Source organism: Pseudomonas sp. MF06569, assembly GCF_059862735.1.
In genome coordinates, this window is the sequence record NZ_JCBCUZ010000026.1 from 14,591 (window position 1) to 29,180 (window position 14,590).

14 protein-coding genes and 1 pseudogene are annotated in these 14,590 nt (G+C 60.8%); 9 read left to right on the top strand and 6 right to left on the bottom strand.

Annotated elements, in window-relative coordinates:
- Positions 1–107: 107 nt before the first annotated feature.
- Positions 108–434, bottom strand: a complete 327-nt coding sequence (locus tag AC19YQ_RS19935; protein WP_339475749.1) for a DUF2834 domain-containing protein — start codon at positions 432–434, stop codon at positions 108–110.
- Between the two features lie 112 nt (positions 435–546).
- Here AC19YQ_RS19935 and AC19YQ_RS19940 point away from each other — a divergent pair, with 112 nt between their 5' ends.
- Both AC19YQ_RS19940 and AC19YQ_RS19945 read left to right on the top strand, forming a co-directional pair.
- The gene (locus AC19YQ_RS19940; RefSeq protein WP_500595758.1) at positions 547–1,368 is read left to right on the top strand and encodes a helix-turn-helix domain-containing protein; all 822 of its coding nucleotides are present in this window, start codon (positions 547–549) and stop codon (positions 1,366–1,368) included.
- Positions 1,369–1,393: 25 nt separating this feature from the next.
- Complete coding sequence (locus AC19YQ_RS19945; protein ID WP_339475927.1) at positions 1,394–1,747, top strand: ASCH domain-containing protein; 354 nt, start codon at positions 1,394–1,396, stop codon at positions 1,745–1,747.
- A 9-nt stretch (positions 1,748–1,756) separates the two neighbouring features.
- Here AC19YQ_RS19945 and AC19YQ_RS19950 read toward each other — a convergent pair whose 3' ends face one another.
- Genes AC19YQ_RS19950 through AC19YQ_RS19970 form a run of 5 tightly spaced genes read right to left on the bottom strand, consistent with a single transcriptional unit; the run spans position 1,757 to position 7,342 of the window.
- Complete coding sequence (locus tag AC19YQ_RS19950; protein ID WP_339475754.1) at positions 1,757–2,803, bottom strand: hypothetical protein; 1,047 nt, start codon at positions 2,801–2,803, stop codon at positions 1,757–1,759.
- 21 nt (positions 2,804–2,824) lie between these two features.
- The gene (gene flgL, locus AC19YQ_RS19955; RefSeq protein ID WP_500595759.1) at positions 2,825–3,730 is read right to left on the bottom strand and encodes a flagellar hook-associated protein FlgL; all 906 of its coding nucleotides are present in this window, start codon (positions 3,728–3,730) and stop codon (positions 2,825–2,827) included.
- Positions 3,731–3,766: 36 nt separating this feature from the next.
- Positions 3,767–5,131 carry a flagellar hook-associated protein FlgK gene (gene flgK, locus AC19YQ_RS19960; protein WP_339475759.1) on the bottom strand — a complete coding sequence of 455 codons (1,365 nt, stop codon included), beginning with the start codon at positions 5,129–5,131 and terminating at the stop codon, positions 3,767–3,769.
- Positions 5,128–6,246, bottom strand: a complete 1,119-nt coding sequence (locus tag AC19YQ_RS19965) for a lytic transglycosylase domain-containing protein (RefSeq protein ID WP_500595760.1) — start codon at positions 6,244–6,246, stop codon at positions 5,128–5,130. The genes flgK and AC19YQ_RS19965 overlap by 4 nt, the downstream gene beginning before the upstream one ends.
- 13 nt (positions 6,247–6,259) lie before the next feature.
- The gene (locus AC19YQ_RS19970; RefSeq protein ID WP_500595787.1) at positions 6,260–7,342 is read right to left on the bottom strand and encodes a flagellar basal body P-ring protein FlgI; all 1,083 of its coding nucleotides are present in this window, start codon (positions 7,340–7,342) and stop codon (positions 6,260–6,262) included.
- An 899-nt stretch (positions 7,343–8,241) separates the two neighbouring features.
- Between AC19YQ_RS19970 and AC19YQ_RS19975 the strand changes: the two genes are divergently transcribed.
- The 7 genes and pseudogenes from AC19YQ_RS19975 (at position 8,242) to AC19YQ_RS20005 (ending at position 14,511) form a co-directional block, all read left to right on the top strand.
- Positions 8,242–9,081 (top strand): FliM/FliN family flagellar motor C-terminal domain-containing protein, encoded by an 840-nt coding sequence (locus tag AC19YQ_RS19975; protein WP_500595761.1) that lies wholly within the window; start codon positions 8,242–8,244, stop codon positions 9,079–9,081.
- Positions 9,078–9,449, top strand: coding sequence for a FliM/FliN family flagellar motor switch protein (locus tag AC19YQ_RS19980; RefSeq protein ID WP_500595762.1), 372 nt, complete (start codon positions 9,078–9,080; stop codon positions 9,447–9,449). The genes AC19YQ_RS19975 and AC19YQ_RS19980 overlap by 4 nt, the downstream gene beginning before the upstream one ends.
- Positions 9,450–9,484: 35 nt before the next feature.
- Positions 9,485–10,213, top strand: a complete 729-nt coding sequence (gene fliP, locus AC19YQ_RS19985; RefSeq protein WP_405046753.1) for a flagellar type III secretion system pore protein FliP — start codon at positions 9,485–9,487, stop codon at positions 10,211–10,213.
- Positions 10,213–10,485, top strand: a complete 273-nt coding sequence (locus AC19YQ_RS19990) for a flagellar biosynthetic protein FliQ (protein ID WP_133079257.1) — start codon at positions 10,213–10,215, stop codon at positions 10,483–10,485. The genes fliP and AC19YQ_RS19990 overlap by 1 nt, the downstream gene beginning before the upstream one ends.
- Before the next feature lie 4 nt (positions 10,486–10,489).
- Complete coding sequence (gene fliR, locus AC19YQ_RS19995; protein ID WP_339475775.1) at positions 10,490–11,290, top strand: flagellar biosynthetic protein FliR; 801 nt, start codon at positions 10,490–10,492, stop codon at positions 11,288–11,290.
- Entirely contained in the window at positions 11,283–12,413 is a 1,131-nt protein-coding gene (flhB, locus tag AC19YQ_RS20000; protein WP_339475778.1) for a flagellar biosynthesis protein FlhB, read from the top strand. The genes fliR and flhB overlap by 8 nt, the downstream gene beginning before the upstream one ends.
- A gap of 2 nt (positions 12,414–12,415) precedes the next feature.
- Positions 12,416–14,511, top strand: a pseudogene (locus AC19YQ_RS20005) (flagellar biosynthesis protein FlhA).
- The last annotated feature ends 79 nt before the right edge of the window (positions 14,512–14,590 follow it).

Below are 14,590 nucleotides of genomic sequence, written 5' to 3' on the forward strand. Positions count from 1 at the left end.
TGCACGACGACACGCTTTTTAATGCTGGCATTATGAGGGCCTGAATCTAATCCAGAACAGCGTGCATGTGTAAAAGGTGTCGCAATGTCGCTATTGGCAGGGCGTTGTCAGATATCAGCAGGTGTTTTGACGCCCGACCTGAACCCATCGACCACGATATACAGCAGCGGCCCCACGGAAACAAAAACGGCGGTAAGCAGCAGATAAGGCAGCACCGATCCCAACGAACGGCCTTTGGCGCGAGCATCCCGGTACATCCAGATGCAGGCCAGAACCGCAAGCAGGTACAGGTCAATCACGACCTGAGCCGTGTCGGGGCTGGACATCAGGCCCAGGCCGAAGGCCACCAGCGACTGCTGCGCCGTCCACATCGTGTAGCCCGTGTAACCGGCGAAGCCCAGCAATGCGGCAAGGGCGAGATAGGGTTTGTTCATGTACTGTCCTTTGAGGGGGGCTGACGGTACGCCAGTTAGTGATACTTTTGCCGCACCCGCAATGACCTCACAGGTCATGGACGCCGATCATGGCCACTGCCAGAGTTGATGCATGAACAGCCAACCCTTCCCCCGTACCACGGCCCCGACAACCGCCGGACCCCAGCTGCGCTTGCTGCGCCGACAGGCCCGCTTGAGCCAGCTCGACCTGGCCATGATCGCGGGCATTTCCCAGCGCCATTTGAGCTGCATTGAAACCGGCCGCGCCCGTCCCGGCCCAGGCACTCTGCACAACTTGCTGATGGCCCTGGAGGTCCCGCTGGAGCAGTGCAACAGCCTGTTCCTGGCGTCCGGTTACGCGCCTCGCTACGAAACCACCCCGTTGTCCTCCCCGGCAATGGACGCCGTGCGTGACGCCATCAGCCATGTGCTGCACGCCAATAACCCTGCTCCGGCGATCGTGCTGGGCAGCCATTGGCAGGTGCTGGCAGCCAACGCCAGCACCCGGGTGCTGTTCAATCTGCTGGGGCTTCCCGCCGACGCGGCGCAGGGCTTGAACCTGTTGACCACCCTGCTGCAACCCGGCGGCCTGGGCGACCACTTGATCAACCCCGAGCAAATCCGCAGCATTGCCTGGCAGCGGGCTACCCGCGAGGCGCTGGACAACCCGGCCCTGGCCGAACTGCTGCAAACCCTCGATGCCCCGCCGTCCTGCGCCGCCGTGAGCAATGAGCTGCCACCGCTGGTACTGACCCGTATCCGCTCCCCTCTGGGCGAGCTGAATTTCATGTCCACGTTCACCACTTTCGGCATGCCGCTCGACATCACGGTAACATCTTTGCGCATCGAGCATCTGATCCCTGCCGATCCAAAAACCTGGCAGACCATGACCGCCGCCTACGAGCAGTCACTGCTCGAGCAACCAGGCCACTAAGGAGAGTGCCATCAAAACCCTGTCCATTGTTCACCCCGGCGCCAGCCGAATTGCCTCGGGGGAGAAAACCCTTGAAGTGCGGCGCTGGCACCCCGAACTGGCCCCGACCGAAGACCTGCTGATTGTCGAGAACAAGCGATTTCTGCATATCGACGGTGATGAAGACCCCGAGGGCATGGCCGTGGCCATCGTACGGGTCAAGGCCATACGCCCGTTTGAACCGCAAGACGTGCCAGCGGCCTGTGCACGCTATTACGAGGACGGTTGGCTGGCCTGGGAGCTGATCGATATCAGGCCGCTCACGCCCCCGGTGCCCGTGCGGGCGGCGCGGGGCATTTACACCACCGACATCCGGGCAGGGGACCTGCAAACCGGCTGATCCCTCGACTCAGCCCATCAACCCGACCACCCGGTGCCGCGACACATTGGCCTGGCATTGCACCAGTTGCGCCACTTTCAGGTAGTCACTGCCCTGCCCCGCTTCGCCCTCGAACACGCGACCGGCAAAGTCGTGGGCCCAGCGCTTTTCATCCTTGCTTTCGTGGCGACCGATCTGCTCCCGGACATGCCCCTGGCGCTGGTTGAGTTGCTCGATGACCCCGTTGACCCGCACCAGCCCTTTGTCCACCGTGGCCATCAACTGACGCAGCTCGGCCCGGCCCGTACCTTTGGGCGCAATCAAGGGTGCGCCCAGCAGGTTTTCTTCCTTGCTGTGCACCGGGGTAAAACTGGCCCGGGCGAAGAGTTTGTCTTCACCCTGGATCGACATCTGGCCCTTGAGCTTGCCCCATTGCGACTCGGTGGCCGAGAAGCGCAATTTGGCTTCGCTGTTGACCTCGGCATGCAACCCGGCCTGGGCCAGGCTGGTGTTGAAGCGGCGCAGGATCTGGCGCTCGTTCATGTCGTCGTCCAGCACCACGGCAATCGGCCCCGGCATGTGCCGCCCGGCACTGAACAGCAGGGTTTCACTGCCCGAGGCCTGTACCGCGTTCAGGGATTCAAGCCCCTGAATGCTGAAACGGCTGCGCAACGGATGGTCCAGGTTAAGGCCCATCTGGGCATCGACACTGGCGGCCGATAACCGGCTGCGGTTTTCCAGCAGGTCGTTGAGGCGATTGACCGAACGGGCCAGGGTTTCACCCTCCAGACCGCCCTTGGCCGGGCCGTTGAGGCTGCGGCCAAGATCACGCTTGAAACTGCTCAACTGCTCGGTGACCTGGGTCAGGTACAGGTGCGCGGCCTGAATGGAAGACGACTGCTGGTTCAACTGCAGGCTCAGCCCGGCCATTTTCCCCGGCTGGCGCTGGGCGCTGGCCAATTCGGGCGGCCTGGCATTGCGCACACGCGGCTTGGGCACGGTGTCGCGCTGCTGGGCCTGAGTGCGCATGCCCAGGTCATAAGAAGCAATGGCCGAGCGTTCGTTTACAACTTTCATGTCGGGTGTTCCGGTTCTGGTTTACATCAGGTCAAACAAGGAAATGGCCGCTACGCGGGTATAGACCTTCTGGCTGGCCTGCATTGAAAGCTCGTAGCCACTGACCTGCAGGAACGCCCCGCCCAGGTCCAGTTGCGACAGATCACCCTGGACTTTCTGGTTGGCCAGCGACACATCGGCGTTGCCGTTGCCCAGCAGGGTCAGGGTGTTCTGGCGCCCGCCCAGCTCGGTCAGCCCGCCCAGCACGCGGCCGTGGGTCTGGTCCAGGCTGTCCAGCGTGTCCTTGAGTTGCTGGCGGGTGGCCGGATCGTTGGGCGCGGCCTTCAGACTGTCGACCAGGCTGTGCAGACCGTTCAGCAAGTCGGCATTGGGACCGAGGATGTCCCTGGCCGTCACGTTGTCATCGATCATCACGCCATTGCCCACGACCGCCTGACGGTGCTGGTCGTTGCCCGTCACGCTGTAGGTGCCGCTGGCCGGGTCAAAGGTCACGGCCGGGGTGTTGCTGAGCGTGCCCGAAAACAGGTAGTTGCCCGCTTCGTCCTTGGCGTTGAAGTAGCTCATGATGCTCTGTTCCAGGCTCGACATTTCATCGGCGATGGCCGAGAGATCCTCGCCGCTGTTGCTGTCGTTACCGGCCCACAGCAGCAGATCGCGCACGCCGAGCATGGCGTCGGAGCCGGACTTCAAATAGGTTTCCTGCACCATGAGGTTGTCCGATACCCGGCCGATATTGAGGTTGTATTGTTCCAGGCTGGCCTGCTCGCGCTCGATGCGCATCAGGCGGGCGCTGGCAATCGGGTCGTCCGAAGGTTTCTGGATGCGCAGGCCGCTGCCGATTTGTGCCTGCAGCTTGCCGATCGCCTCGGCGTTGCGGTTCATGTTGCTGTGCATCAGGGCAGAGGTGTGTACGTTGGTGATTCGCATGTGTTCAGGCCTTTACTCAAGTCGGTGTGCCGGGCTTCAGACAGCCGCCAGAATGGTGTCGAAAATACTGTTGGCGGTCTGAATGACCTTCATGTTGGCTTGCAGCGCCTTGTTGTAATCCATCACCGCCTGGGCTTCTTCGGTATCACTCACCGCACTCACGCTGTCGCGCTGGCTCTGGGCCTGCTCGGTGACGGTGGTGGAAGACTTGAGGTCGGCCTGGTTCTGTCGGCTGGCACTGGCCACATCCCCCAGCATGCCGCTGTAGGCTTCGCTCAACGTCACCGAGTTGCCGCCTACCGTGACCCGGGTGTTTTTCAGTTCGATCAGGTCCAGCAACACCTGGTTGTTGCCGCTCTCGCCCGCGACACCGGACAGCGCCAGCTCTTCGGGTTTGACGTCATTCATTTGCAACAGGCCGTTGGTGCTGCTGGGGTCGAACGTCAGCAGCGGGCTGCCCGGGTTGCCATTGAGGTCAAAACCGGTCGCCAGGGTGTCATTGACCAGGGTCGCCAGGGCCCCGGCCATTTCCTTGAGGCTTTCACGGGCGGGCAACAAACTATTGTGCTCGACGTTGTAGAGCCCGCCGAACGCGCCGCCCAGGGTGTCCTGATACAACGGGAAACTGGTGCCTGCAAAATTCAGCGCCACTTCCTGTTCACCCGCAGCGTTGAGGGTGATCGACAACTGGCCCGCGGTTTTGCCGCTGACCAGTGGCTGGCCGTTGGCCAGGGACACGGTCAGGGAGCCGTCGCGGCTTTCGCTCACGCGCACATCGGCGTACTTGCTCAGCTCGCCCACCAGGGACTCGCGGTGATCGCGCAGTGCAGAACTGTCGGCGCCGTTGGATTCGGCCTGCACGATTTTCTGGTTGAGCAGCGCCAGGTTATTGCTCAGGCCGTTGATTTCGGTGCCCATGGCCGAGCGTTGCTCATGCAGGCCCTTGAGCTGATTGTCGATATTGCTGTTGAGCCCGTTGAAGCGCTGGGTGAGATTTTTCATCTCGGACAGGATCTGCTGGCGCAACGGGATATCACCGGGGCTGCTGCTGGCGGCGCTCAGGGCAGCATAGAAGTTGTTGAGCCCGGTGCTCAGGTTGGAACCCTCCCCCGACATCACGCCTTCCAGCGAGCTGAAGTAGTCCTGACCGGCCTGGTAGTAGTTCATGTCAGTGGTGGCACGCCACAGTTGCTGGGTCTTGAAGCCGTCGCTGATGCGCTTGACCCCGATTACGTCAACCCCGCCCCCCACCTGCTGGCCCTGCCCGCCGACCGAGCCCGTCTGCACGGACAAGCGGCTGTAACCCGGGGTGCGGATGTTGGCAATGTTCTGTGCCGCCGCGTTCAGGGCGACTTGCGCCGCCGATACACCGGAATAACCGATCTGGCCCATGAGGCTCATGTTTCAATCTCCTTGCGCGCAACCCGCATGTTCTGGGCAAAAGCCGGTGAACTCAGTTCGGCTGCACGGCTGACGGTGGTAGTGAGGTCCTGTGTGCTTGAGGCGACCGCAATGGCGCCCGACTTAAATGCCAGGCCATCCATCTTCCCGCTGCGCGTAGCAGCGGATGGCGCTCTGGGCGACACACCGCTCTGGCCAAGGTCGGCCAGGATCGAACGGGTGTAGTTGCGGGTTTCCTTGAACGGAATGCGCTCCACCCACTGACTGACGCTGATCGTGCCCTGGCGCGGGTCGCCATTGCTCTTGAGCCACTCATCCACTCGCCCGGGCCCGGCGTTGTACGCCGCCACCGCCAGCGTCGTGGCGCCGTCATAGCGCTTGAGCAGTTTGTCCAGATACGCCGTGCCCAATTGCTTGTTGTATTCGCCATCACGGGTCAGGCGCTGCTCGTTGTAGTGCAGGTTCAGCTCCTGGGCCATTTCCCGGGCCGTGCCCGGCATCAGTTGCATCAGGCCACGGGCGCCCTTGGGCGAGACCACCGCCACCCGACCGCCCGACTCGTGCTGGATGACTTTTTCCACCAGCGCCACCAACCCGGCAGCCCCCTTGCCAAGGCTGTCGATACCGCGCTGCCAGGTGTTGACGATGGGTGCCAGCAAGCTGTCGACCATCTGCGGTTTCGGGGCAGCAGGCGGCAAATCATGGTGGGCAGCCCGCGCACTGGTCAGCGCCTTGTTGGCGGCCAGCAGGCCAGCCGGGGCCACCGGCGCGCCGCACTGACCGCTCTGGGCCGGGGCTGCAGGGGGTGTGGACGGCATGCCGGGAGACAGCTGCTTGACCAGCATGTCGGCAATCCCGGTTTTGCGATGGCCAGCCAGCTTTTCGGCCAGCGCTTCGTCGTGGAACTCACGCAGGGTGTCGCCCTGGCGGCTGCGCATCGGGCTGCCCTCGGACAACACATCGCCCGCCTTGCGCATTTGCTTGAGGATCTGCTGCAAGAACATGGCCTCGAACTGCTCCGCCACGTTTTCAAGACGTGCCTGGCGTGCCACGGCCACATCGGCAGAAAGCTCCTGCCCCGATTTTCGGTGTTGGGAAATTTGGGTAATGCTCATGGTGAAAAGGGCCTTAAATCACGATCAATTCAGCGTTCAGGGCACCGGCCTGTTCCAGTGCCTGCAATATGCTCATCACATCATCCGGCGTCGCCCCGAGGCTGTTCACCGTCTTGATGATGCTGTCCAGGTCGGCACCGTCAGGCCAGGCGAACATGGGGTTGCGCTGCTGGCTGACATCAATGTCGGAGCGCGGTACAACGGCGGTCTGCCCGCCTGAAAACGCGCCCGGCTGGCTGACCTGCGGGGTTTCGCTGATGGTCACGGTCAAGGTGCCGTGGGCCACCGCCGCCGCCTTGACCCGCACCCCCTGTCCCACCACCACGGTGCCGGTGCGGCTGTTGAACACCACCTTGGGCCGGGTTCTGCCTTCCTGCACGTCCAGGGACTCAAGAATGGCCATGTAGCTGACGCGCTGGCTGGTGGCAATCGGCGCCGTGACCGACACCTTGGTGCCATTCAGGGCCGTGGCGCTGCCGGCGCCAAAACGTGCGTTGACCGCTTCGGCAACCCGGCTGGCCGTCTGGAAGCTGGGTTTGCGCAGGTTGAGCATCACATCGCTGCGCTCGTTGAAATCGCTGGGGATCATCCGCTCGACCGTCGCCCCGTTAGGGATCAGGCCCGAATTGGAGCTGTTGACCGACACACTGGAACCACTGCGCCCCGAAGCCTTGACCCCGCCCACCACCACGGCGCCCTGGGCCAGTGCATAGACTTCGCCGTCCACGCCCATCAGCGGGGTCAGCAGCAGTTGCCCGCCGCGCAGGCTTTTGGCATCACCCAGGGACGAGACCGTCACGTCCAGGGACTGCCCGGCACTGTACGACGCCGGAATGCTCGCAGTGACGGTCACTGCGGCCACGTTTTTGAGCTTGGGATCGACATTGGGCGGCAGGTTGATGCCGAACTGTTTGATCAGGTTGGCCACCGACTGGTTGGTGAACTTGACCTGATTCTTGTCGCCGCTGCCGTCCAGCCCCACCACCAGGCCATAGCCAATCACCTGGTTGGAGCGGATCCCTTCGATGTCCACCAGATCCATCAAGGGCGCCGCGTGTGCTGGCATGCCCAGCAACAGGGCCACCCGCTGGGCCATCGCCAGCAGACGGCGCCCCGCTGCCGAACACGACACAAAGCTTTCCTGGGCACTGGCCGCCGCCGCATGCCGCTGCAACAACGCCTTGATCTGGGTAGCACTGAACGGCGCCAGCAGGTAGTCCACGCACCCTCTTTCAAGCAGCGCCGTTGCACGTTCCTGCTCGGCGTACTCGACAACCGGAACAATACTTATATGGCGGGCGTGACGAATAAGGTTTTCAGTCTCGGCATTTAACAGTTGAACTGAAAAGCCGCTGACAAACACAAACACCAGGGTGGTTTGATTGAACACATGTGTGTGCAACTGGCTATAACTTTCAACACAGATCACAGGACAATGTTGTTCAGACAAACTGTCGACCAGTATTGAATACCCTTTATTGTCCGGGTGACCCACCACAATAACGGGAGGGTGTTCGGCGCGGGGCTCAAACGAGGCCGTAGCGGGATGACTATACGAATTAATAACCGGTCTCACCGTGTATACCTGCGGTTTGGATCGCATGTGTCTGTCGGCATGAATGCTGGCACCCGGCGTGGGGAAGTGTTCATGACGGTGCGATACCTGTGCGTGTTCGTTTCGGGTGCTGGCTGCACTCAAGCAGCCTGTAAAGACTCACGTTCCTGTGACCGGTCGAACTGTAGGCAAGGTCGCGACAAAACTGAAATCATTAACCATCAAATCGTCCTGATCCTTATCAAACGGCGATTTGACAGTTTTTGATTTAGGAATTTCTACCCGGGTTCCTATACTCGCCACCAGCCAGGCGCTCCCCGACCCCAGCAGGCAGCGGATGTCTGCTTCTCGATTCCAGGAAACGAATCACCTGCCCCTTTCAGGCAGACACGAGAAACAAAAGGATGCGCGCTACAACTTCCAGGAACGATCTTTTCACTATGACTGGTTACAGAAAAGTTCAACATCAGGTGCCCGCAGACGACCTGTTGTTTTTAAAGCCCGAAAAACTGGGCCGGTACTATCACAAAGTACCTATTTATATAAAAGAGCTGGCAGGCAAATACCCAAAGGCACTGAGTGATTACTTTCTAAGTACCTATCGAATCAACAGCGATCTGCTGGAAGTGGTTGTCCATGAAACACAACAACCGGATCCGCAATGCAGGTACATGACCGCTATCGGCAAAATCGGTTTCAGTATCGAGCGCCCGTTATTAAGCGAGTTGCTGGAAAGTTACTACGGTGGCTCCACCCCCCCTGCCCAGGACGAGCCGCCGGTCAGTTCGTCGGAACACCGCATGCGTACGCGGCTGGGTGTCGATGTCTCGACCATTTGCGCCCGCATCCTGATGGGGGACATCCCCCTGGGCACGGTCGACAGTTCGGTGAGCACCTATGAAGAGATTCACTGGGCCTACTGCATCCAGTTCGTGTTTTGCAGCACCGCCACCCAGTTGGTGTCATCGGTGTTCCTGTCTCTGGATGCCCATGCCGTCGATGAGCTGACGCGCCGCCTGAGCGATGACCAGCCCTCGTCCCAGTCCGACGGCGCCGGCTACCCCATCGCCGAATTGCCGGTACACCTGGACTGCGTGCTGGCACGGGCACACATGCCCCTGGGCAAGGTGCTGGCGTTGCAAGTGGACGACATCCTGATGGTGCGTTTGCTGGAGCGCTGTGAAGTGCATATCAAGCAGCAAAAATTGTTTCACGGGGCCATTTCCGAAGATGACGGCGCCTTGTTTTTAACCTCTCTCGACAGTGTTAACAGCCAATGAACACCTCCATTTCCGATTCCGACTTCGACAACCTGCTCAATGACACGCTGCCTGCCTTCGACGACGACCTCGTGCCTGCGCCCAGCCCCCCTGAAGCGGCTCCCCTGCCCCATCAGGACTTGAAGTTTTTCGGCAAGATTCCGGTCACCGTCACCCTGGAAGTGGCCTCAACGGAAATTACCCTGCGCGAGCTGATGGACGTTGACGCCAGCAGTGTGATTGCTCTGGACAAGCTGGCTGGCGCGCCGCTGGACGTCAAGGTCAACGGCGCCCTGTTTGCCAAGGCCGAAGTGGTCGTGGTGCATGGCAACTATGGCCTGCGGATTGTGGAACTCAGCGGCTCCAGCCTGAGTGACCTGGCGTTATGAAACTGATCAAGCCAGCCGCGTTCTGCATTCTGGTCATGCTCGTGGCGTGTGTACCGCAATGGGCACTGGCGGCCAACGGCGAGATCTCGCTGTTCAGCCTCAATGACGGTGAAAACGGCCAGGAACTGAGCATCAAGCTGCAAATCCTGGTGATGATGACGCTGCTGGGTTTCTTGCCGGCCATGTTGATGATGATGACCAGCTTTACGCGCTTCATCATCGTGCTGGCCATCCTGCGCCAGGCCCTGGGCCTGCAGCAGAGCCCGCCCAACCAGATTCTGATCGGTATCGCGCTGTGCCTCACCATGCTGGTCATGCGCCCGGTGTGGCAGGAGGTCTACCACGATGCCTACCAGCCGTTCCAGAACGATCAGATCACCATGGATCAGGGCCTGGACGTGGCCAAAAAGAGCATCAGCGGTTTTATGCTCGCACAAACCAACAAGGCCTCCCTGGAGACCATGGTGGCGCTGGCCAACGAAACATTGCCCGAAAACCTTGAGGACCTCGACTTCTCCCTGCTGTTGCCGTCTTTTGTGCTCAGTGAGGTGAAAGCCGCATTCCAGCTGGGGTTCATGATCTTTCTGCCGTTTCTGGTGATTGACCTGGTGGTCGCCAGTGTCTTGATGGCAATGGGCATGATGATGCTCTCACCCATGATGATTTCACTGCCCTTCAAGCTCATGGTGTTCGTGCTGGTGGATGGCTGGGCCCTGTTGATGGGCACCCTGGCCAGCAGCATCCAGCCCTTTGGAGGTTCGTGATGATGACGCCTGAAGTCGCCGTGGGCCTGGTGGGCCACGCCGTATTGATCACGGGCCTGATTGTCTGCGTGCTGGTGGTGCCCAGCCTGCTCGGTGGCCTGCTGGTGAGCGTGTTTCAGGCCGCGACCCAGATCAACGAACAGATGCTCAGCTTTCTGCCGCGCCTGCTGATCACCCTGGGCATGCTGATGTTTGCCGGTCACTGGATCTTGCGCAAACTCAGCGACCTGTTTATCGAAACCTTCAAGATCGCCGGGTCCCTGGTGGGCTGAACCGATGAACGCGACCGAACCCCTGATGAACGCCAGCCAGTACCTGCACACGCTGCAGGGCTACTGGTGGCCGTTTTGCCGACTGCTGGCGGTGTTCAGCATGGCCCCGCTGTTCAACCACAAGGCCATGCCGAAGAGGGTCCGGGTGCTGCTGGCCCTGATGGTCACCGCAGCCATTGGCGGCGCCCTGCCCCCGGTGCCGGAGGTCAACCCGCTGTCGGCCGGGGGCGCGCTGCTGGCCCTTGAACAGATCGCCTTCGGCCTGATCCTGGGGCTGTGCCTGCAACTGGTGTTCACCGTGTTCAGTGTGGTCGGTGAAGTGGTGTCGGCGCAGATGGGCATGACGATGGCGCGCTACAACGACCCGGTCAACGGCGTGTCGTCGTCATCGATCGTGTACCAGTTGTACTTCGTGTTGCTGGCGTTCCTGTTCCTGTCCATCGACGGGCACCTGGTGACCCTCAGCGTGCTGTTCAAAAGCTTCAGCCACTGGCCGGTTGGCAGCGGGCTCAACTACCAGAGCTACACCGTGTTCATCCAGGCCGTGGCCTGGGTATTCAGCGCCGCCGTGCTGCTGACCCTGCCGATGGTGTTCTGCGTGGTGCTGGTGCAGTTCTGCTTTGGCCTGCTCAACCGTATCTCACCCTCGATGAACCTGTTTTCCCTGGGGTTCCCGATCACCATTCTGGTGGGCTTGCTGTGCATCTACCTGACATTGCCCAACCTGCCGGAAAACTACCTGCACCTGACCCGCGACCTGCTGGACAACATCGGTGCCATGCTCGAAGGAGGGCCGGATGTCTAACAACAGCGCCCAGGAAAAAACCGAAGACGCCACGCCCCAGAAGCTGCGCAAAAGCCGCGAGGACGGTCAGGTCACCCGCTCCAAGGACCTGTCCACCACCGTGTCGCTGATTGCCACCCTGCTGATCCTCAAGATGGTGTTTTCCAGCTACTACCACGGGCTTGAAGAAAGCTTCCGGATCTCGTTTCTGAACTTTCACTCCAGCGAAATCACTCAGGAGGACCTGGGACTGATTCTGAGCCACAACATGGCCCTGTTCGTGAAAATACTCGCCCCCCTGCTGCTCACCAGCGTACTGGTGGTGGTGTTTTCACTGATCCCGGGGGGCTGGGTGTTCGTGGCCAAGAATTTCTACCCGAAATTCAGCAAGCTCAACCCGATCACGGGCCTGGGGCGCATCGTCTCGAAACAGAACTGGGTCGAACTGCTCAAGTCGATGGCCAAGATTGCCGTGTTGATCGGTGTGGCCTGGATGTTGATCAGCGACGCCGTCCCCCAACTGATCGCCTTGCAGCGCACCAGCCTGCCCACGGCCATCGGTACGGCGTTCAACATGACGTTCAACATCCTGATCGCGCTGATGGGCATATTTGTGGTGTTTGCAGCCATCGACATTCCGATCCAGCGCTACTTCTTCCTCAAAAAACTGCGCATGACCAAACAGGAGCGCAAGGAAGAACACAAGAACCAGGAAGGCCGCCCCGAGGTCAAGGCCCGGATCAAGCAGATCCAGCGCCAGATTTCCCAGCGCCAGATCAGCAAGGTGATCCAGGACGCCGATGCCGTAATCGTCAACCCGCAGCACTACGCCGTGGCCATCAAGTACGACACCAACAAGGCCCAGGCGCCTTTCGTGATCGCCAAGGGCGTCGATGACATGGCCCTGTATATCCGCAAAATGGCCACCGCCCACAAACTCGAAGTGCTTGAAATACCGCCCCTGGCCCGGGCCATTTACTTCACCACCCAGGTCAACCAGCAGATCCCGGCGCCGCTGTATGCCGCCGTCGCCCATGTGCTGACCTACATCCTGCAACTCAAGGCATACAAAAGCGGAATGCGCGCCAAGCCGCAGTTGCCGGACAACCTACCGATACCCGAAAGCATGGCGAACAAGGCATAAACATGAACGTATTGCACAACCTCCTCCCGACGCTGCGCAGTGGCCGCATCGGGATCCCGCTGGTGATTCTGTCGATCCTGGCGATGATCATCCTGCCCTTGCCGCCGTTGCTGCTGGATATCCTGTTCACCTTCAACATCGCCATGGCCGTGCTGGTGCTGATGGTCAGCGTGTCGTCCAAAAGCCCGCTGGATTTTTCCCTGTTCCCCACGGTGATCCTGATCACCACCCTGCTGCGCCTGACGCTGAACGTGGCCTCGACCCGTATCGTGCTGCTCGAAGGCCATAACGGCACGGGGGCTGCGGGCAAGGTCATCGAATCGTTCGGTGAAGTGGTGATCGGCGGCAACTTTATCGTCGGGATGATCGTGTTCGTGATCCTGATGATCATCAACTTCATGGTCGTCACCAAGGGCGGCGAGCGGATTTCCGAGGTGACGGCGCGCTTCACCCTGGATGCCCTGCCCGGCAAACAGATGGCCATCGATGCCGACCTCAATGCCGGGCTGATCACCCAGGACCAGGCCAAGCAACGACGCCAGACCATCTCCAAGGAAGCCGACTTTTACGGCGCCATGGACGGTGCATCGAAGTTTGTGCGCGGCGATGCCATTGCCGGGATCCTGATCCTGATCATCAACCTGTTTGGTGGTTTCGCCATCGGCCTGTTTGTGTACGACTTGCCCGCCGGGCTGGCCTTCAAGCAATTTGCCCTGCTGACCATCGGTGACGGCCTGGTGGCCCAGATCCCAGCGCTGTTGCTGTCCACCGCCGCCGCCTTGATCGTGACGCGGATCAACGAGTCCGCCGAAATCACCACCCAGGTGCGCCGCCAGTTGCTGGCCTCCCCAGCCTTGCTCTACACCGTGGCCGGGATCCTGCTGGTACTGGGCCTGGTGCCAGGCATGCCGCACATCGCCTTTCTGGGTTTTGCCGCGGTTGTGGGTGGCGTGGCCTGGAGCGTGTCGCGCTTTCAGCCACCGGCCGAGGCCGTCGAGCTTGAAGCGGTCAGCGCACTCAGCGCCGCCATGCAAAACGAGCGCAGCCAGAGCCTGGCGTGGGATGACATCCCCCACGTGGAGCGGCTTTCAGTGTCCCTGGGCTACAAGCTGGTGGGGCTGGTCAATGAAGCCGCGGGCGCGCCCCTGACCCAGCGCGTGCGCGGTTTGCGCCAGACCCTCTCGGAAAACCTGGGTTTCCTGCTGCCCGAAATCCAGATCCGCGACAGCCTGCGACTCAAGGCGGCGCACTACTCCATCCATATCAACGGCGAGCAGATCGAAGGTGCCGAAATCCATGCCGATCACCTGATGGCCATCCCTTCGGCCGATCTGTACGGCGAAGTGGACGGGATTCTGGGCATTGATCCGGCCTACAAAATGCCAGTGGTCTGGATCAACCCGGTCGACAAGAGCCGGGCCCTGAACCTGGGTTATCAAGTGGTTGACTGCGCCGGGGTGATTGCCACGCACCTGAACAAGGTGATCCGCGACAACCTGGCTGACATCTTCAAGCACGACGACGTCGACAACTTGATGCAGCGTCTGACCGAACTGGCGCCCAAACTGACCGAGAACCTCAAGGGCCAGCTGTCCTATACCCAGCAGCACCGGGTGTACCGCCAGTTGCTGGTGGAGAACATCTCGTTGCGCGACATCGTCACCGTTGCCACGGCACTGGTGGAAAGCAGCGAAAACACCAAAGACCCGGTCCTGCTGGCGTCCGACGTGCGCTATGCCTTGCGCCGCAACATCGTCTCGAGCATTACCGGGCGACGGGATGAAGTCAGTGTGTTCGTGCTCGACAATGCCCTGGAAAACACCCTGCTGGGAGCCTTGAGCATTGCTCAGCAAGCGGGCCCGGTGAGCCTGGACAACATTCCCGTGGAGCCCAACCTGCTCAACCAACTGCAAAACGCCATGCCAGTGGTCAAGGAAAAACTGCGCAGGACGGTCATCCGCCGGTGCTGACGGTCATGCCGCAACTGCGTCCGCTGCTGGCGCGATATGCGCGGGTATTCAGCCCGGGGTTGCACGTACTGTCGCAAAACGAAATCCCGGAGAACGTCAGCGTCAATATTGTCGGGACGCTGGGGTAAACACGCGCCCGTGCGGGCCTGCGGATTACCGCAAGCATTGAAATCCGAGACACAACAACAAAAAGACTCACGGAGACAC